The organism is Pseudomonas sp. NBRC 111132 (genome assembly GCF_001320565.1).
GTDB classification, from domain to species: Bacteria; Pseudomonadota; Gammaproteobacteria; order Pseudomonadales; family Pseudomonadaceae; genus Aquipseudomonas; species Aquipseudomonas putida_P.
In genome coordinates, this window is the sequence record NZ_BCBI01000001.1 from 245,951 (window position 1) to 264,351 (window position 18,401).

General features: G+C 63.5%; 20 protein-coding genes and 1 pseudogene. 10 read left to right on the forward strand and 11 right to left on the reverse strand.

Annotation, left to right across the window (positions count from 1 at the left end; translation table 11 throughout):
* Nucleotide 1 precedes the first annotated feature (1 nt).
* The 4 genes from APH35_RS01085 to APH35_RS01100 are packed head-to-tail and all read right to left on the reverse strand — an operon-like array spanning nt 2 to nt 1,659.
* On the reverse strand, nt 2–199 hold the full coding sequence (locus tag APH35_RS01085; RefSeq protein ID WP_009684590.1) for an SEC-C metal-binding domain-containing protein: 198 nt from the start codon (nt 197–199) through the stop codon (nt 2–4).
* Nucleotides 200–206: 7 nt separating this feature from the next.
* Nucleotides 207–683, reverse strand: coding sequence for an LEA type 2 family protein (locus APH35_RS01090; RefSeq protein WP_012273857.1), 477 nt, complete (start codon nt 681–683; stop codon nt 207–209).
* A gap of 2 nt (nt 684–685) precedes the next feature.
* Nucleotides 686–1,162: a YchJ family protein gene (locus tag APH35_RS01095; protein WP_012273856.1), complete on the reverse strand. Its 477-nt coding sequence runs from the start codon at nt 1,160–1,162 to the stop codon at nt 686–688.
* A gap of 2 nt (nt 1,163–1,164) precedes the next feature.
* Complete coding sequence (locus APH35_RS01100; protein ID WP_060514057.1) at nt 1,165–1,659, reverse strand: DUF6231 family protein; 495 nt, start codon at nt 1,657–1,659, stop codon at nt 1,165–1,167.
* A gap of 159 nt (nt 1,660–1,818) precedes the next feature.
* On the opposite strand from APH35_RS01100, the gene APH35_RS01105 reads away from it, so the two are divergent.
* The 4 genes from APH35_RS01105 to APH35_RS01120 all read left to right on the forward strand — a co-directional run bounded on the left by APH35_RS01105 (nt 1,819) and on the right by APH35_RS01120 (nt 4,445).
* Nucleotides 1,819–2,511, forward strand: a complete 693-nt coding sequence (locus APH35_RS01105; protein ID WP_060493576.1) for an OmpA family protein — start codon at nt 1,819–1,821, stop codon at nt 2,509–2,511.
* Between the two features lie 89 nt (nt 2,512–2,600).
* Nucleotides 2,601–3,320, forward strand: coding sequence for an OmpA family protein (locus tag APH35_RS01110; RefSeq protein WP_060493575.1), 720 nt, complete (start codon nt 2,601–2,603; stop codon nt 3,318–3,320).
* 98 nt (nt 3,321–3,418) lie between these two features.
* A complete protein-coding gene (locus APH35_RS01115; protein ID WP_012273852.1) occupies nt 3,419–3,694 on the forward strand; it encodes a DUF1145 domain-containing protein in 276 nt (91 codons plus the stop codon).
* Nucleotides 3,687–4,445, forward strand: coding sequence for a hypothetical protein (locus tag APH35_RS01120; protein WP_060493574.1), 759 nt, complete (start codon nt 3,687–3,689; stop codon nt 4,443–4,445). Before APH35_RS01115 ends, APH35_RS01120 begins: the two co-directional genes overlap by 8 nt.
* Before the next feature lie 71 nt (nt 4,446–4,516).
* Here the strand turns inward: APH35_RS01120 and APH35_RS01125 are convergent, their stop codons facing one another.
* Nucleotides 4,517–4,981 (reverse strand): CopD family protein, encoded by a 465-nt coding sequence (locus APH35_RS01125; RefSeq protein WP_060514058.1) that lies wholly within the window; start codon nt 4,979–4,981, stop codon nt 4,517–4,519.
* A gap of 98 nt (nt 4,982–5,079) precedes the next feature.
* On the opposite strand from APH35_RS01125, the gene dinG reads away from it, so the two are divergent.
* From dinG to pdxH, 5 genes are all read left to right on the forward strand, one after another.
* On the forward strand, nt 5,080–7,224 hold the full coding sequence (gene dinG, locus APH35_RS01130; RefSeq protein WP_012273849.1) for an ATP-dependent DNA helicase DinG: 2,145 nt from the start codon (nt 5,080–5,082) through the stop codon (nt 7,222–7,224).
* Between the two features lie 79 nt (nt 7,225–7,303).
* A complete protein-coding gene (locus APH35_RS01135) occupies nt 7,304–9,538 on the forward strand; it encodes a beta-galactosidase (protein WP_060514059.1) in 2,235 nt (744 codons plus the stop codon).
* A gap of 109 nt (nt 9,539–9,647) precedes the next feature.
* Entirely contained in the window at nt 9,648–10,793 is a 1,146-nt protein-coding gene (locus APH35_RS01140; protein WP_012273847.1) for an EstA family serine hydrolase, read from the forward strand.
* 99 nt (nt 10,794–10,892) lie between these two features.
* Nucleotides 10,893–11,870, forward strand: coding sequence for an OmpA family protein (locus tag APH35_RS01145; RefSeq protein WP_012273846.1), 978 nt, complete (start codon nt 10,893–10,895; stop codon nt 11,868–11,870).
* A gap of 18 nt (nt 11,871–11,888) precedes the next feature.
* A complete protein-coding gene (pdxH, locus tag APH35_RS01150; RefSeq protein ID WP_012273845.1) occupies nt 11,889–12,536 on the forward strand; it encodes a pyridoxamine 5'-phosphate oxidase in 648 nt (215 codons plus the stop codon).
* A 114-nt stretch (nt 12,537–12,650) separates the two neighbouring features.
* On the opposite strand, the gene APH35_RS01155 is transcribed toward pdxH, so the two are convergent.
* On the reverse strand, nt 12,651–12,884 hold the full coding sequence (locus APH35_RS01155; RefSeq protein ID WP_012273844.1) for a hypothetical protein: 234 nt from the start codon (nt 12,882–12,884) through the stop codon (nt 12,651–12,653).
* A gap of 147 nt (nt 12,885–13,031) precedes the next feature.
* Between APH35_RS01155 and APH35_RS01160 the strand changes: the two genes are divergently transcribed.
* Entirely contained in the window at nt 13,032–13,496 is a 465-nt protein-coding gene (locus tag APH35_RS01160) for a glycine zipper 2TM domain-containing protein (RefSeq protein WP_009684613.1), read from the forward strand.
* A 69-nt stretch (nt 13,497–13,565) separates the two neighbouring features.
* Here APH35_RS01160 and nhaA read toward each other — a convergent pair whose 3' ends face one another.
* From nhaA to livG, 5 genes and pseudogenes are all read right to left on the reverse strand, one after another.
* Nucleotides 13,566–14,741, reverse strand: a complete 1,176-nt coding sequence (gene nhaA, locus APH35_RS01165; RefSeq protein WP_012273843.1) for a Na+/H+ antiporter NhaA — start codon at nt 14,739–14,741, stop codon at nt 13,566–13,568.
* 296 nt (nt 14,742–15,037) lie between these two features.
* Nucleotides 15,038–16,645 (reverse strand): NAD(P)/FAD-dependent oxidoreductase, encoded by a 1,608-nt coding sequence (locus tag APH35_RS01170; RefSeq protein ID WP_060514060.1) that lies wholly within the window; start codon nt 16,643–16,645, stop codon nt 15,038–15,040.
* A gap of 103 nt (nt 16,646–16,748) precedes the next feature.
* Nucleotides 16,749–17,423: a COG3650 family protein gene (locus APH35_RS01175; protein ID WP_012273841.1), complete on the reverse strand. Its 675-nt coding sequence runs from the start codon at nt 17,421–17,423 to the stop codon at nt 16,749–16,751.
* A gap of 106 nt (nt 17,424–17,529) precedes the next feature.
* Nucleotides 17,530–18,231, reverse strand: coding sequence for an ABC transporter ATP-binding protein (locus APH35_RS01180; RefSeq protein WP_003254879.1), 702 nt, complete (start codon nt 18,229–18,231; stop codon nt 17,530–17,532).
* Nucleotides 18,232–18,401: pseudogene (gene livG / locus APH35_RS01185) on the reverse strand (high-affinity branched-chain amino acid ABC transporter ATP-binding protein LivG); the annotation flags it as partial.

Genomic DNA, 18,401 nt, shown 5'->3' on the forward strand with positions numbered 1-18,401 from the left:
ATCAGGCGCCGTGGCACTTCTTGAACTTCTTTTCGCTGCCGCACGGGCAGGGGTCGTTACGGCCAACGTCCTTCAGGGCGTTGCGTACCGGCTCCTGGTGGCCGTGGTTGCAGTGCGGGCCGTGCACATGGCCGTGATCGTGGTGGTGATCATGGTCGTGGTTGCAGTCAGGGCCATGAACGTGGGGTTGTTGGGACATTGCAGGGTTACTCCGGGATGTGATCGCCGGGGATTATCTCACCACTGCGCGATAAGTGCAGGTCTCGATGGATGAGCAGCCCGGTCGCCAGTTCGCCCTGCAGGGTGTAATGCAGCGGCTGCTTGCTGCGTAGCAGCTTGGCCAGTGGCTTGAGGTGCTGCCACAGGTTGGTTCGCGCGGTGATCTTGAAGGTGCGCTGGGCGTGCCCGCCCACGCTGCGCCATACGCTGGTTTCATCCTGCACCAGCAGCAGGTCGTTGAGGCGAACGGCATACGACAGGTTGCGGATGAACAGGCGGCTGTCATTAGGGTTGTCGACCCGCAGGTGCAACACGAACTCCTGCTCCAGCAGCCTGGCCTTGACCGTTTCGACCTCGACCAGGTGCACTTCGGGTTCGCGCCAGTCGTCGCCACCCCAACTGGCGCAGCCCGTCAGCAATGCCATCAGCGTACCGAGCAACAGCAGACGGGCGCGGTCGATCATGTTCAGCTCCCCACGTAACTGGCGCAGCACTTCTTGAACTTCTGCCCGCTGGCGCAGGGGCAGGGGTCGTTGCGCCCGGCCTTCAGCCCGACCGTGGGGTCGATGAAGTACCAGCGCCCGGCATGCTGTACGAACGCCGAACGCTCGCGGTGCTGGTGATCACCGTCCTGGTCGTGCCAGCGTGCGGTGAAGGTGACAAAGCCGTGTTCCGGCTGGCCGCCCAGCACTTCGGCGCTCTCTACCTCCAGGCCCAGCCAGGTGCTTTGGGCGCTCCAGGCTGCCATGGCGGCGCGGTCCAGGTCGGCCTGCTGGGCCGGCAGGGTCGTGGCCACCAAGTAGTCGACCAGGCCCAGCACGTAGGCACTGTAGCGTGAGCGCATCAGTGCCTGGGCATCCGGTGCCGGGGTGCCGGCATGGTAATGCCCGCAGCAGGCGTCAAGCAGGTTGCCACTGCCACAAGGGCAGACCGAGACACTCATCATCACCACCAGTACTTGCCGAAGTTTTCAGGGTTGGCCCAGAACCTGGCGTTGAGCCAGTCCGGGACCTGCTTGTAGTCATGTAGATCATAGGTGAACAGGCTCAAAACCTGTTGGTCACGGCAGAATTTCTCGCTGGCTGACAGGGCCAGGGCGAAAAAGTCGATGTCCTGCCAGCCGCAGGCGGCCAGGTCGGCCAGTACGGCAACCCGGCTGGCATTGAGGTTGCGAATGCCGCCGAGCAGCTCCAGGCCGGTGCGTTTGGGCAGGTGTTCCAGGCAGTCCACCAGTACCGCCAGGTCAAAGCGCTGGGCGGCCAGTTCGGCCGGCAGCGGGCCCGGGGCTGCGGTGGCGATAGTCACCTGCGGGTGCGCTTGGGCGAAGGCGTCCAGCGCCGGAAAGCGCGTGCCCACCAGCAGCAGGCGTTGTGGGGTGAAGCGCTCCAGCAGGGCTGCCAAAGCCTGCTGTGGGGTGCGTTGGGAAAAACCGTCGGTCATTGCCAATCCTCGTTCAAGTCGTCCAAGACTAGCGGGCCGCAGCGTGCGGGCAAAGAGGCATGTGCCTACGTCGTGGCTTATTGCTGGCAGGGATGGAATGGGCGGTCTTTACTCCCAGAGATCGGCCTTATGCCGATTCCCCCTAGGAGAAGCAATGAAATGAGCATAGTACGCACAGCGTTACCCCTGGTACTGCTCACCAGTGTGTTGACTGGTTGTGCAGGTTTGCAAAAAACCGACTGGCCGAAGTGTGCCGCCGTCGGGGGTGTAGGCGGCGCCGCCCTGGGCGCCATCGAGAGTTCCAGCTGGGCTGGCTGGGGCGCGTTGCTGGGCGGTGGCCTGGCGGCGGGCTATTGCTGGGCCCATGGCGATGGCGACGAGGATGGCGACGGCGTGCCGGACAGCCGTGACAAGTGCCCAGGCACCCCGCGTGGCGTGCAGGTCGATGCCAACGGATGCCCGCCAGAGCCGGCAGCGGTGGTCGAGGAAGTGGTGGTGCAGAAGGAAGAAGTCATCGTCATCCGCGATGTGCACTTCGAGTTCGATTCTGCGCGTCTGACCTCCAGCGACAAAGAGCGCCTCAATACCATTGCCACGCGCCTGAAGCAGGAAGCGCCATCTGCCCGGCTGAGCGTCAGCGGCCATACCGACAGTGTCGGCTCCGACAGCTACAACCAGAAACTGTCTGAGCGTCGCGCCCACTCGGTGACCGATTACCTGGTCGAGAGCGGTGTACCGCGCAGCAGCTTCGTTTCGGTGGTCGGTGCCGGTGAAACCCAACCGGTAGCTGACAATGCCACGGCCGAAGGGCGTGCCATGAACCGTCGTACCGAGATCAAGATCCAGCGGTGAAGCGGCGTGCGCCCGTGCCTTGAGCAGTGGCACGGGCGCGTCTTCATGCCGGTCAGCCGTTCGTGGCCAATGACACAGGAGCATTCAGCATGAGTGTGACGTCGAAGGCGGCATTGCCGCTGTTGGTGGCTGCCAGCCTGCTTGCGGGCTGCGCCACGCACAGCGATGGCAGCGCGCCACTCAACCAAAGGACCTGGCCCATCTGCAGCCTGCTGGGCGGCTTGGTCGGTGGTGGCCTGGGTGCCATCGAAAGTTCTACCTGGGCCGCCGGTGGCGGTGCCCTGGGCGCCATCGCCGGAGGGCTGATTTGCTATGCCCAGGACGGTGACGAAGACGGCGACGGTATTTTCGATCGCCGCGACCATTGCCCTGATACCCCGGCCAATACGGCGGTCGACCACATGGGCTGCCCGTTGAAGGAGTACCCTGCCGCGCCGCCGGCCACTGCGGCCGAACCCTCGCCCGAGGTGATCATCCTCGATGACAACGGCGCGGTGATGTTCGCCTTCGATTCCGCCGACCTGACGCCGGCGGCCCAGCAACGCCTGCAAGGCCTGGTGGCGAAACTCGATTCACCAACCGTGGCCAAGGTCCGTGTGATCGGGCACACCGACAATGTGGGCTCCGACAGTTACAACCAGGCGCTCTCCGAACGCCGCGCCAGCAGCGTGGCCGAGTACCTGATTGGCCAGGGCCTGGAGGCGGGCAAGGTCACCAGCCAGGGCCGTGGCGAAAGCGAGCCGGTCACCGACAACGAAACCGAGGAGGGCCGCGCGCGCAACCGACGGGTGGAGCTGCACCTCAACTGAGTGGTGCTGGCGCCTGCCTTGGCATTGCAGTTAATGTGGCGCGCACGGCCCGCTCGATCGGGGCGTCTCGACATAACAACAATCGATAGGGGCGGGGTATGAAGTTCATCCTGGGCCTGGGCAAGGTCCTGACGGTCGCTTTCTGGGGTGTGGTGTTGTTCAATCAGCTGATGCCACAACCCTTGCCCTTCAATCTGCTGATCAATGCCGCTGGTATTTTCCTGTTCGGCCTGCACCTGCTCGAAGTGCTGTTCTTCAATGGCAGCCTGCGTGGGCGCAGCCACCGCTGGTTCGACCGGTTGCAGATCCTGCTGACGGGTATCTTCCATGTCATGTCCATTCCCCGTGCGCAGGAGGCGCCGCGTAATGCGTAATCTGATGTTGCTGGCCATGTTGGCCGCTCCCCTTGCCCAGGCCGAAAGCCTGGAAGTCGCTGCCAATTCCATGCTGCGCCTGCCCGATAAGTCAGCCAGTGTGCACCTCACGCACCTGCGTGTCGCTGATGCGGCGACCCTGCTGTTGCCTGCCTCGCTCGCGGAACTGAAGGTCGACCAACTTGAACTGGGGCGTGATGCGCGTATCGCCATTGCACCTTCCGATAACCCGTTGCTGATAGAAGCGCGCAGCGCGCGGTTGGGCGAAGGCAGTGAATTCAGTGCACCGGGGGCAGCGGGCAGTTACCAGCGTGCAGCCCGTTCAGGCCGTAGCCTGGACCTGAAACTGGCTGAGCTGGATGCCGAGCGAGTAGCGATCGATGCCCGTGGCGGTGCTGGTGCGCCGGGCTATGTGGGCCTGGATGGTGCCAACGGCCAGGCCGGTGGCTGCACCTGGGGCCAGGCCAGCCGGGGTGCCAATGGTGATGATGGTGGCAACGGGCATGATGGTGCGCCGGGTGGGCGTATTCGCCTGAGCGTGCCGCAGGGCTTCCCGCAAGAGCGCATTGTCGTGCGACTGGATGGCGGTGCACCGGGTAAGCCAGGGGCGGCAGGCAAGGCCGGTAAAGGTGGGGCGAGCAAAGGGTGCCTGGTGTACAGCACCGATGCTGGGGCCAATGGGCGACCGGGCCAGCCGGGCCAGCCCGGCCTGGCGGGTGCTGCGGGTGAGCTGATTCTGCAGCCCCTTTGAGCCTCGCTGTCCCCTGTAGAAGTGGCCTTGTGTCGTGATGGGCCGCTCCTGCAGGGACCGCGTGAAACCTGTCAGATCATCAGGTGCGAACTGGCCACAGCCACCACGGCCAGGCCCAGCAGCAAGTTGATACCCACCATCCGCCGAATCCGCCCCAGCACCGTCGCACCCGTTGGCCAATCTTCGGCCAGCACCGCCGCCTTCAGTTCCGGCAGCAGCAACGCCTGAATGCGCATGAACAGGGCAAACATGGCGATCCCGCCACCGATCATCACCTGCACGTACTTAGGCGCGGTCTCGAAACCGCTGAAGCGCATGTGCAACATGCCGATACCACTTATCGCCAAGATTGCCACCGCCAGCCAGACCCAGCCGAAGAAACGTCGGAAAACTTCCACCCACAAGCGCAGGCGGGCAGGCCCTTCAAGGGCTGCAACCGTTGCCGGGCGTAGCACCAGCCAAGCGAAGAACATGCCGCCGACCCATACCAGGGCGGCTAGAACATGCAGTGTGTAGGGCAGGGCAAAGGCGAGCATCCGGATCTCCATGCGGCACAAAGGGCAATAGCGGGGTATGATAGCCGCCCCGTGTGAAACACTGAAAATATATCCAGCCCTCCGGGCGCCTGCAGACCATGATCAGCAACGAACTCAAAGCCACTATTCAGGGCGCCTATTCGCGTTTTCTCGAAGCCAAGAGCCTCAAGCCGCGCTACGGCCAGCGTCTGATGATCGCCGAAGTGGCCAAGGTGCTTGGCGACATTGCCTGCGACGATGAAGGCCGGCGTGCCGGTGAGCCTGCCGTGGTGGCCGTGGAAGCGGGCACCGGTACCGGCAAGACCGTGGCCTACAGCCTGGCCGCCATTCCGGCCGCCAAGGCCGCCGGCAAGCGCCTGGTGATAGCCACTGCCACCGTGGCCCTGCAGGAGCAGATCGTCTTCAAGGACCTGCCCGACCTGATGCGCAATAGCGGGCTCAACTTCAGCTTTGCCCTGGCCAAGGGCCGTGGCCGCTACCTGTGCCTGTCCAAGCTCGACATCCTGCTGCAGGAAGGCCATGCCCAGTCGGCCACCGCCCAGTTGTTCGAAGAAGAAGGCTTCCGTATCGAAGTCGACGAACGCAGCCAGAAGCTATTCAACAGCATGATCGAGAAGCTCGCCGGCAACCGCTGGGACGGTGACCGTGACAGTTGGCCCGAGGCCCTGGAAGACCAGGACTGGGCACGCCTGACCACCGACCACAGCCAGTGCACGGGCCGTCATTGCCCGAACTTCCAGCAGTGCGTGTTCTACAAGGCCCGCGAAGGCATGGGCAAGGTCGACGTGATCGTCACCAACCACGACATGGTCCTGGCCGACCTGGCCCTGGGCGGCGGTGCGGTATTGCCCGACCCGCGCGATACCATGTACGTGTTCGACGAAGGCCACCACCTGCCAGACAAGGCCATCGGCCACTTCGCCCATTATTCGCGGCTGCGTTCCACGGGCGACTGGCTTGAGCAGACGGCCAAGAACCTGACCAAGCTTCTGGCCCAGCACCCGCTGCCCGGTGACCTGGGCAAATACATCGAGCAGGTGCCGGAGCTGGCGCGGGAAGTGCGCACCCAACAACAGTTCATGTTCACGCTGTGCGAACAGGTGGCCGACTTCCGCCCCAGCGAGGACACCGAAGGCCGTGAGCGCCCGCGCTACCGTTTTGAGGGTGGGGTGGTGCCAGAACAGATTCGCGAGGTGGGCATCGAGTTGAAGAAGGGCTTCGCCCGTCTGAACGACCTGTTCACCCGCCTGGCCGACCTGCTCAAGGAAGGGATGGACGGTGAGGTGAGCATCGGCATTGCCAGCCACCAGGCCGAAGAATGGTATCCGCTGTTCGGCAGCCTGGTCACCCGTGCCCAGGGCAACTGGGAACTGTGGACGGCCTTTACCGCCGAAGACCCGGAAGACAGCCCGCCCATGGCCCGTTGGCTGACGTTGGCCGAAAGCGGTGCGATGTTCGACATCGAAGTCAACGCCAGCCCCATTCTTGCTGCCGAAATGCTCCGCCGCAGCCTGTGGAGCGTTGCCCATGGCGCCTTGGTAACGTCGGCGACGTTGACTGCGCTCGGCAAATTCGATCGCTTCCGCATGCGCTCGGGCTTGCCGCGCGATGCCGTCACCTGTGTGGTCCCCAGCCCGTTCGTGCATGGCGATGCCGGCCTGTTGCGGGTCCCGGACTTGCAGGCCGACCCACGCGATGCGGCGGCGCACACGGCGGCGATCATCCGCGAACTGCCGAACATCGTCGAAGATGCCCGTGGCGCGCTGGTGCTGTTCTCGTCACGCAAGCAGATGCAGGATGTGTTCGACGGCCTGGACCGCGACTGGCGTAAGCTGGTGCTGATCCAGGGCAACCTGTCCAAGCAGGAAACCCTGAACAAGCACAAGGCACGGGTCGACGATGGCCAGCACAGCGTGTTGTTCGGCCTGGCCAGCTTTGCCGAAGGTGTCGACCTGCCGGGTGCGTACTGCGAGCACGTGGTCATCGCCAAAATTCCCTTCTCCGTGCCCGACGACCCGGTGGAGGCTGCCTTGTCGGAGTGGATCGAGGCCCGCGGCGGCAACCCGTTCATGGAAATTGCCGTGCCGGACGCCTCGCTCAAGTTGATCCAGGCCTGTGGCCGCCTGCTGCGTACCGAGCAGGATCGCGGCGTCATCACCTTGCTCGATCGGCGTCTGGTCACCCAGCGTTACGGCAAGGCTATTCTCAATGCGCTGCCGCCGTTCCGGCGGGAGATTTCCTGAGCACCGGAGCACTTGCTCCGGCGCGTTGTCCATTACTCAGTCTTGGGCCATGACGGCCCTGAAGGAGAGCCCCAGCCTTATGGTCCGCCGTACCCTGCCCGCCGTTTTCGCCCTGTTGTTCAGCTCGCCCTTGCTGGCCGGGCAGCAGACGCTGTTCAGCTTCGTGCGCCCGGCCTCGGTGGTCAATGTGGTGACCGAGGATGCCGGCATGCCGCAGTACAACGCGGAGCAGACGGCCGAGGGCGAAGTGTTGCGGCGTGTGGTGTTCAACCCGGCCCAGCGGCCGACGCTGCGCCTGAGCCCGCAAGGCGGGGCGTGGGACTGGTCCGCCGGGCAGTTCCTGACCTTACGCCTGCAAAGTGCCATGGATTGGGCGCTGACCGTGGATGTCACGGTGCAAGGCAGCGATGGCCGCACCTTGACCAGCCGTATCGACCTGCCGGCCGGCCCCGCGCAAACCGTGATGGTGCCGCTGACAGCCAGTTCACCGTTGAACCAGGGCATGCGTGCCGGCCCGCCGATGCCCTGGAACTATGGCGGGCAGCGCCTGCTGCTGACCAGCAGCGCCGGGGCAGTCGACCTCAAGCAGGTGGCCTCGGTGAGCCTGAGCATTCCCAACCCCAAGGTCGCGCAAAACCTGCTGATCGAGCGAGTCGGCATTCAGGATGACGACCAGGCTTACAAGGCTGCCTACCATGAGCTGATCGATACCTATGGCCAGTCCACGCGCGGTAACTGGCCTGAGAAGGTTACCAATGACGAACAGCTCAAGGCAGCCGATACCCGTGAACAGCAACAGCTCAAGGGCTGGCTGACAGAGCGCGGCAAACAGCAGCTGGACCCTTACGGCGGCCTGTTGGCCGGGCCGGCGTTCGCCGCCAAAGGCTTCTTCCGCACCGAAAAGCGTGATGGCCGTTGGTACCTGGTAACGCCGGAAGGGCACCCCTTCTATTCCCTGGGGGTAAACGCCGTGGCGGCAGACGGCGGGCGTACCTATGTCGCTGGGCGTGAAGGCATGTTCAAGGCCCTGCCCGCTGAGGGCAATGCACTGGCCGCTTTCTATGGCGAGGGCAATAACGACGATGGCAATGCCTCGTCGCAAGGGCGCAATTTCAAACAGGGGCGCTGGTTCGACTTCTATGCTGCCAACCTTCAACGTACCTATGGCAAACCCTGCCCGCCCGCAGTGGAGGGCCAGCCCGCCAACTGCCCACCGCTGGTGCTGGATGCGGCCCGCTGGCAGACGCACGCGCTCGACCGCCTGCAGGCCTGGGGTTTCAACACCATCGGCAACTGGAGCGAGCCTGCCCTTGGTCAGGCCAGGCGCCTGCCATACACCGTGCCGCTGTCGATCGTGGGCGACTACGCCAGCATCAGTACCGGCATGGACTGGTGGGGCAGCATGCCCGATCCGTTTGACCCGCGTTTCGCCATGGCCACCGAGCGTGCAGTGGCCATTGCCGCCCGCGATCACCGTGACGACCCCTGGCTGATCGGTTACTTCGCCGATAACGAGTTGGCCTGGGCTGCTCCCGGAAGCGACCCCAAAGCCCGTTACGGCCTGGCCTACGGCACCTTGCGCTTGACCACCGACGTGCCGGCCAAGCGCGCATTCCTCAAGCAGTTGCGTGACAAGTATCGCAACCAGGAAGGGCTGTCCAAGGCCTGGGGCATCGAGCTGGCCGCCTGGGAACTGATGGAAGATCCAGGCTTCGAGGCGCCGTTGCCCAACCCGGAGCACCCGGAAATCGAACGTGATTACCAGCATTTCCAACAGGTATTTGCCGAGACCTACTTCAAGACCATTGCCGATTCGTTGAAGTGGCATGCGCCCAATCACCTGCTGTTGGGTGGCCGCTATGCCATCAGCACGCCAGAAGCGGTCAAAGCCTGTGCAGAGTTCTGCGATGTGCTCAGCTTCAATTTCTATACCCTCAAGCCTCAGGACGGTTACGACTTCGCTCGCCTGGCCGAGTTGGACAAGCCGGTGCTGGTGTCCGAGTTCCAGTTCGGCTCGCGCGATCGCGGGCCGTTCTGGCCGGGGCCGCTGGAGTTGGCGCGGGAAGAGGATCGCGGCCCGGCCTACGGCAACTTCCTCAAGGCCGCCCTGGCGCAACCGATGATCGTTGGCGCCCACTGGTTCCAGTACCTCGATCAGCCGGCCAGCGGTCGCCTGCTTGACGGCGAAAACGGTCACCTTGGACTGGTGGCCATCACCGATGTGCCGTACCCAGGGTTTGTTGACGCCGTGCGCAAAAGCAACCTGCAGGCCATGGGCCAATTGCGAGCGCTGCTGGAGAAACCGGCGCCCTGAGCGCCAGTTACCGTTCGTCGCGACCATTTGGCCCAAGCCAGTTTGCAAAACACCCAACTACTGAAACAATGCACACCTTTTTTGGACATGGTCGTACGGAGTACAGCGGGTGCAGATCCAGGGTCACTATGAGCTGAAGTTCGAAGCCGTGCGCGAAGCCTTTGCCGCGTTGTTCGATGATCCCCAGGAGCGTGGTGCCGCACTGTGCATCCAGGTGGGGGGCGAAACCGTTATTGACCTGTGGGCCGGCAGTGCCGACAAAGACGGCCAGCAGGCTTGGCACAGCGATACCATCGCCAACCTGTTCTCCTGCACCAAGACGTTCACCGCCGTCACCGCCCTGCAACTGGTCGGCGAGGGTAAGCTGGCCCTCGATGCCCCGGTGACCAACTACTGGCCCGAGTTCGCCCAGGCCGGTAAGCAGTCGGTCACTTTGCGCCAACTGCTCAGCCACCGTGCCGGCTTGCCGGCGATTCGCGAGCTGCTGCCGGCCGAGGCATTGTACGACTGGCAGACCATGGTCGATGCCCTGGCGGCCGAGACACCTTGGTGGACACCCGGCACCGAACACGGCTATGCCGCCATCACCTACGGCTGGCTGATCGGCGAGCTGATTCGCCGCGCCGATGGCCGTGGCCCTGGCGACTCGATCGTGGCCCGCACCGCCCGCCCGTTGGGGTTGGATTTCCACGTTGGCCTGGCAGACGAAGAGTTCCACCGCGTGGCGCATATCGCCCGTGGCAAAGGCAACCCGGGGGATGCCGCAGCGCAGCGCTTGCTACAGGTAACCATGCGTGAGCCAGAGGCGTTGTCGACCCGTGCATTCACCAACCCGCCGGCGATCCTGACCAGTACCAACAAGCCTGAATGGCGTCGTATGCAACAGCCAGCGGCCAATGGCCATGGCAACGCACGCAGCCTGGCGGGCTTCTATGCCGGGCTTCTTGACGGCAGCCTGCTCGAATCTGAACTGCTCGATGAACTGACCCGTGAACACAGCCTGGGTCAGGACCGTACCTTGCTCACCCAAACCCGCTTTGGCCTGGGCTGCATGCTCGACCAGCCCGAGGTGGCCAACGCCACCTTTGGCCTCGGCGCCCGCGCCTTCGGCCACCCCGGTGCCGGTGGTTCGGTCGGTTTTGCCGACCCGGAGCACGATGTGGCCTTCGGTTTCGTGGTCAATACCCTCGGCCCTTATGTGCTGATGGACCCACGCGCGCAAAAGTTGGTACGCGTCCTTGCCAGTTGCCTTTGATCGGGTAATGCGGGTATTGCCCACCCCCTTTGACTATCCTCAATGCCAACGCCTGAAGTGCCTAGGCAAAATATCTTTCTATTTCATGGTGTATCGCTGATGTCTTCACATAAAACCTTAGCACTCGCCCTGTGCCTGACCGCCGTTACCGGCTGCGCCAGCCACTCCCCGGACGGCTCCAAGGAAGGTGGCTCCAACTGGTGGCCTTTCGGTTCGGACAAGGTCGCCGAGCAGGAAGTGAAGGCAGCCGTCACTGAAAACGTGGCCAAGGCTGACGCCAAATCGGAGAGCGCCAGCCGTTGGTGGTGGCCGTTTGGTGGCGATGACAAGCAGGCCAAGGGCCCCGTGGTGCCGAAAATTGACCAGAAGGCCACCCAGGCCTGGCTGGACGAATACGAGCCTAAGCTGCGCGAAGCGATCAAGGACAGCAAGCTGGAGCTTGAGCGCCGCGACAATGTGCTGGCGGTAACCTTGCCGGTTGACAGCTCGTACAACCCTGACCGCCCGAACATGCTGCTGCCCATGACCCTCGGCCCGATCACCCGCGTGGCCAAGACCGTCGAAGGTGACCCCAAGACTGCCGTGCTGGTACTGGGCCATGCCGACAGCAGCGGTGCTGCCGCTGCCAACCAGAAACTCAGCCTGGAGCGCGCCGCTTCGGTATCGGCCATCTTCCGCCTCAGCGGCCTGCAGCGTGACCGCCTGACCCTCAAGGGCATGGGCTCGGTGATGCCGCGTGCGGCCAATGACAGCGCCGAGGGCCGCTCCCTGAACCGCCGCGTGGAAATGCTGCTGACCCCACAAAACACCATGGTCGCACTGTTGGCCAAGTATCAGCAGGCTGCTCCGGCACCTGCGCCGACCTCGATGGTGGCGGTACAGGATGCCAAGGCACCTGCTGCCAAGGCCACCGACAACAAGCCGGCTGCCAAGCCTGCGGCGAAGAAGCCCGTGGCCAAGGCCAAAGCACCTGTGAAGGCAACAGCCAAGAAGAAAGCGGCGCCGGCCAAGCCTGTTGCCAAGAAAGCTACCGCCGATAAAAAAGTAGCTGCCAATAGCCCTGCGAAGACCAACTGATCGTCAAGGAACGCAGCAATGACCCAATCCCTGGCCGATATGCGCCGCGACTACACCCGTGATGGCCTGGCTGAAGCCCAGGCGCCGGGGGAGCCGTTCGTCCTGTTCCACCAGTGGTTCGCCGATGCGGTGAAAACCGAGCAGGCGCCGGTGGAAGCCAACGCCATGACCCTGGCCACCGTGGACGGCGAAGGCCGCCCGCATTGCCGTGTATTGTTGCTGAAGGGGCTCGACGAGCAGGGCTTCACTTTCTTCACCAATTACGAAAGCGCCAAGGGCCAGCAATTGCAGGCCAACCCTTTTGCAGCCATGACCTTCTTCTGGCCGGCGCTGGAGCGCCAGGTGCGCATCGAAGGGCGGGTGGAGAAGGTCTCGGCGCAGGAGTCGGATGCCTACTATCAGGTGCGCCCGCTGGGCAGCCGCCTGGGGGCCTGGGCCTCGCCGCAGAGCCGGGTGATTGCCGGGCGTGAAGAGCTCGAGGGCCTGGTCAAGGCTACCGAAGCGCGCTTTTCCGACACCCAGCCGCACTGCCCTGAGCATTGGGGGGGCTACCGTTTGTTGCCTGAGCGCATCGAGTTCTGGCAGGGGCGGGCGAGCCGCTTGCATGACCGGTTGAATTACCGGTTCGTGAATGGGCAATGGCAGCGGGAGCGGCTGGCGCCCTGAGGTCCCGGGGCTGCTGCGACACAAGGCCGCTCCCACAGAGGCGATCGCGCTGTACCTGTGGAAGCGGCCTTGTGTCGCGATAGGGCCGCAAAGCGGCCACGACGATCGATCAGGCTACCCCGGATACTCCGCCGCTTCCCGCTCCAACCACCCTGCCAGTTGCTTGCGTCCCACCTTCTCCTGTCGCGCCTGTTCCAACCTTTCCAGCATGAACGCGCGCTTATCAGGATCGGCACCCGCCAGCGACAACGCCAGGTCGCGGTCCATCCAGCGGCGCATGCGCACATACAGCCACCCGTGGAAATACAGCCCCGCAACGGTGGCGACCACGACGATGAAGTAATCCATGGCTATCCTTGGTCTCACTTGAAAGGCCTTCGACACAGCCCGGCAGGCTGTACCCCGGCTGAATGAAAACAATTTTATTACGTTTGTACCGTGACAGCCGTCAATGTGCAGCGTCTAATGAGCACCTGACTTATGGAGACTTTACCCATGCGTAAATCCGCTTTGCTGGTGGCGACCTTTACCACCATGTCGCTGCTGCTGGGAGGCTGTGCCTCGAGCCTGACCGGTGACAGCTACTCCCGTGACGAGGCCCGCCGCGTGCAAACCGTGCGTATGGGCACCATCGAGTCCCTGCGCCCAGTCAAGATCGAGGGTACCAAGACCCCGATCGGCGGTGGTGCTGGTGCCATCGTGGGTGGCGTTGCTGGCAGCGCCGTTGGCGGTGGCCGTGGCAGCATCGTCGCTGCGGTGATCGGTGCTGTTGCCGGTGGCCTGGCAGGCTCCGCTGCCGAAGAAGGCCTGACTCGTACCCAAGGTGTCGAAATTACCGTACGTGAAGACGACGGCAGCATGCGCGCCTATGTGCAGGCCGTGCAGGAGAACGAAATCTTCCGCGTGGGTGACCGCGTGCGCATCATGACCGTTGACGGTACCAGCCGCGTTTCGCACTGACCGTAGCGCAGTAAAACAAAACCCCGACCTGGCTGCTGCCAGTCGGGGTTTTTTCATGCCTCAGCCAAATCAACCAACACGGGGCTTGCGGCTGGCCATGGCGGTGACGGCGTAGCCGATCACTGCGGCGAAGAACGAGCCGGTAAGAATCCCCATGCGGTCCATACCGGCGTATTCGCTACTGCCTGGGGAGAAGGCGAGCGAGCCAACGAACAGGCTCATGGTGAAGCCAATGCCGCAGAGTATCGCCACCCCCAGTATTTGCCCCCAGCCAGCACCAGCAGGTAGCGCGGCGAGGCGCAGCTTCACCGCCAGCCATGTCAGGCCGAAAACACCTACGGTTTTGCCCAGCAACAGGCCGACGGCGATGCCCATCGGCACGGGGTGGGTGAAGCTTTCTACGGTCATGCCAGCCAGCGAAACGCCGGCGTTGGCGAAGGCGAACAGTGGCAGGATGGCATAGGCCACCCAAGGGTGCAGGGCATGTTCCAGGGCCAGCAGCGGTGACGTTTCGGCGTTGCGCGTGCGCAGTGGGATGCACAAGGCCAGGGCGACACCGGCCAGGGTGGCATGCACGCCACTCTTGAGCACGCATACCCAGAGGATCAGGCCAATGACCATGTATGGCCCAAGCTTTACCACGCCAAGCCGGTTCATCGCTATCAGCACCACCAGGCAGGCCGCCGCCAGCAGCAGCGATACGCTGGATAGGGTACCGGAGTAGAACAGGGCGATGACAATGATCGCACCCAGGTCGTCGATGATCGCCAGGGTCATCAGGAACAGCTTCAGTGACACCGGCACGCGCTTGCCCAGTAGCGCCAGCACGCCGAGGGCAAAGGCGATGTCGGTGGCAGTTGGGATCGCCCAGCCGGCCACGGCCGCCGGGTTGTCACGGTTGATGAACCAGTAGATCAGTGCCGGCACCACCATGCCGCCAACGGCAGCAGTGGCAGGCAGGATGACCTGGGATGGCTTGGACAGGTGGCCGTCGACCACCTCGCGCTTGACCTCCAGGCCGATCAGCAGGAAGAACAGGGCCATCAGGCCATCGTTGATCCATAGCAGCAATGGCTTGGCGATGTTCAGCGCGCCGATCTGGACGGCGACGGGCACGTCGAGCAGCCCGCTGTACAGGTAGGACAGTGGCGAGTTGTTGATGATCAGGGCCAGAACGGCGGCGGCGATCAGCAGCAGGCCGCTGGCGGCTTCAAGCTGGAAAAAACGGGTGAACAGGCTACGCACGGGCTATAGGCTCTCCATGAGCAGTTTACGAATGGTACGGGCGTACACCCTAGCCTGTGGCGATATTCTTTAAAACAAAAACTATATTCGTTTTTGTTATATGGTGTTGCTGCCTTGGCTTAGTGAAGCCTAGATGCAGATGGAGGAGGAGGGGGTGAGGGGAAGGCTGGTCTTGGGGCCGGGTTATTCTGAAGTCTGCCAGCGCCCTCTCGCGGGCAAGCCCGTTGCCACAGTGACATCGCTGTCTCTGTGGGAGTTGGCTTACCCGCGAAGAGGCCTTGGAAGGCCTCAAGCAATCAGAGGCCGAGCATATCCCGTGCTACCGCCTCGGCAATGCGGATGCCATCCACACCCGCGGACAGAATCCCGCCCGCGTAGCCGGCGCCTTCACCCGCCGGGAACAGCCCCTTGAGGTTCAGGCTCTGGTAATCCTCACCCCGGGTAATGCGCAGGGGCGACGAGGTACGCGTTTCGATCCCGGTCAACACCGCGTCATGCAGGTTGTAGCCTTTGATTTGGCGGTCGAATGCCGGCAGTGCCTCACGGATCGCCTCGATGGCGAAGTCCGGCAGGCTTGGCGCCAGATCACCCAGGGTCACGCCCGGCTTGTAGGACGGCTCGACACTGCCCAGTGCGGTCGATGGCCGGCCGGCGACAAAGTCACCCACCAGTTGCGCCGGGGCCTGGTAGTTGCTGCCACCCATCACGTAGGCATGGGCCTCCAGGCGTTCCTGCAGCTCGATACCGGCCAGCGGGCCACCCGGGTAGTCGCGCTCGGGGTCGATGCCGACGACGATGCCGGAGTTGGCGTTGCGCTCGTTACGCGAGTACTGGCTCATGCCGTTGGTAACGACTCGGCCCGGCTCGCTGGTAGCCGCGACCACGGTGCCGCCTGGGCACATGCAGAAGCTGTATACAGAGCGGCCGTTCTTGGCGTGGTACACCAGCTTGTAGTCGGCGGCACCGAGTTTGGGGTGGCCGGCGTACTTGCCCAGGCGCGCCTTGTCGATCAGCGTTTGCGGGTGCTCGATGCGGAAGCCGACCGAGAATGGCTTGGCTTCCATGTACACGCCTTTGGTGTGCAGCATACGGAAGGTGTCGCGGGCGCTGTGGCCAAGGGCCAGGACCACATGGCGCGAGTGCAGCTGCTCGCCACTCTCCAGTACCACGCCAGTCAACTGGCCATCTTCGACCAGCAGGTCGGTGACCTTCTCCTGGAAGCGCACTTCGGCACCCAGGGCAATCATGTCCTGGCGCATCTGCTCGACCATGCCGGTGAGGCGGAAGGTGCCGATGTGCGGCTTGTTGATGTACAGGATTTCGTCCGGGGCACCGGCCTTGACGAACTCTTCCAGTACCTTGCGGCCGTGGTGCTGCGGGTCCTTGATCTGGCTGTACAGCTTGCCGTCGGAGAAGGTGCCGGCGCCGCCTTCGCCGAACTGCACGTTGGACTCTGGGTTGAGCACGCTCTTGCGCCACAGGCCCCAGGTGTCCTTGGTGCGCTGGCGCACTTCCTTGCCGCGTTCGAGGATGATCGGCTTGAACCCCATCTGTGCCAGCAGCAGGCCGGCAAAGATGCCGCACGGGCCGAAACCGACCACGATCGGGCGCTCCTGCATGTCGGCCGGGGCGTGGCCGACGTACTTGTAGGTCACGTCTGGTGCCACGCTGATGTTGCGATCGTCGGCGAACTTGCTGAGCAGTTCGGCTTCGTTGCTGGCTTCCAGATCGATGGTGTAGATGAACAGCAGTTCGCTGTTCTTCTTGCGCGCATCGTAGCTGCGCTTGAACAGGTTGAAGCTGAGCAATTGCTCGTCGCGGATGCCCAGGCGCTGGACGATGGCTTCACGCAGCGCTTCGTCAGGATGGTCCAGGGGCAGCTTCAGTTCGGTGATTCGTAGCATGGCAGGGTCCAGTATCCCGGCCATGGATGGCCGGCGGCTTTACACAAACCGCCAAGTATAAGCTGTTCGCCGCCCTGACTGGCAGGATAAAAGTGCCCGGCGATCAGTTGTCGCGTGCGCCACCGTAGTAGCCGCAGCCTTGCAAGGTCTTGCCGTCGATGTGCAGTTCGGCGCGCAGGTGGCGCACGGCGCCGCTCATGCTGTCGACGCAGCGTTGCGGGGCGACCCACAGTTCCACGTGCTGACCGTTGGCTTCGCTGCTCAGGGTCAGGCCGCCGCCGGGCACTTCTTCTTCAAGGAACGGCAGGGGCAGCGGGTCTTTGCCGGGGCGCTCTATGATCATCCCCTTGCCGCTAGCTTTCACCGCCCAGAACGGCTCCTGGCCGTCGGCGCGCAGGGTTAGCTGCTTGAAGTTGGGGTCTTCGCAGGCACGGGCGGAGGGTTCCAGGCGGTACAGGCGACGCACTTCCAGCTGGCCGTCGTTGTTGGCCTGCTTGCTGCCGGTCAGGCGACCACGGACGTCGGCGAACAGCTTGTCATTGGCGTCCTTGGCAAGGTTGGCGGCCTCCTGCAGGATGCCAGTGGCGCCGACATCATTGATCACGAACGTGCGGTTTTCGCTGCATGGCTTGAACAGCAACTGGCCGTTGGCGGCACGTAGTTCGCCCTGCATGCGCGTGGTGCCGATGTTCGGGTCGCTTGGGGCGTTGGCCATGAGCTGGCAGCCGGCGAACAGGGGCAGCAGGGCGGTGAGCAGCAGGGTGGGGGTGAGGCGCATGGGGCGGGCTCCGGGGATCTTTGCCAAAGAGCTGGCCACGTTACGCAGGGTGTGCTGGGATCACAAGTCAGCAGGCATGAAAAAGGGCCCGAAGGCCCTTTCCCGATCAACCCCCAAGGTACGCGTCGCGCACCTTCGGGTCAGTCAACAGCGCTTCGCCTGTCCCTTGCATCACCACCCGGCCGTTCTCCAGCACATACGCCCGGTCGGCGATTTTCAGCGCCTGGTTGGCGTTTTGCTCCACCAGGAACACCGTCACGCCATCGCGGCGCAGCTGTTCGATGATGTCGAAGATCTGCTGGATGATGATCGGTGCCAGGCCCAGCGAAGGTTCGTCGAGCAGCAGCAGCTTGGGCTTGCTCATCAGCGCCCGGCCAATGGCGAGCATTTGCTGCTCGCCACCGGACATGGTGCCGCCACGCTGGATGTAACGTTCCTTCAGGCGCGGGAACAGCTGCAGCACCTTGTCCAGTTGCTCCTGATAATCGCCTTTGTCGGTGAAGAAACCACCCATCGCCAGGTTCTCCTCGACGGTCAGGCGGGCGAACACGCGGCGGCCTTCCGGCACTACGGCGATGCTCTTGCGCATGATGTGCGAGGACGGCTGGCCGACCAGTTCTTCACCCAGGTACTTGATGCTGCCACTGTGCGCCTGCGGCGAGCCGCACAGGGTCATCAGCAACGTCGACTTACCGGCGCCATTGGCGCCGATCAGGGTGACGATCTCGCCCTGGTTGATTTCCACGTTGACGCTGTGCAGCGCCTGGATCTTGCCGTAGAAGGTGGAAACGTTTTCGAACTTCAGCATTTACGCTTCCCCCAGGTAGGCTTTGATCACATCAGGGTTGTCGCGGATCTCTTCCGGTGTGCCGTGGGCCAGAGGGGTGCCCTGATTGATCACCACGATATGGTCGGAGATGCTCATCACCAGCTTCATGTCGTGCTCGATCAGCAGCACGGTGACGTTGTGCGACTCGC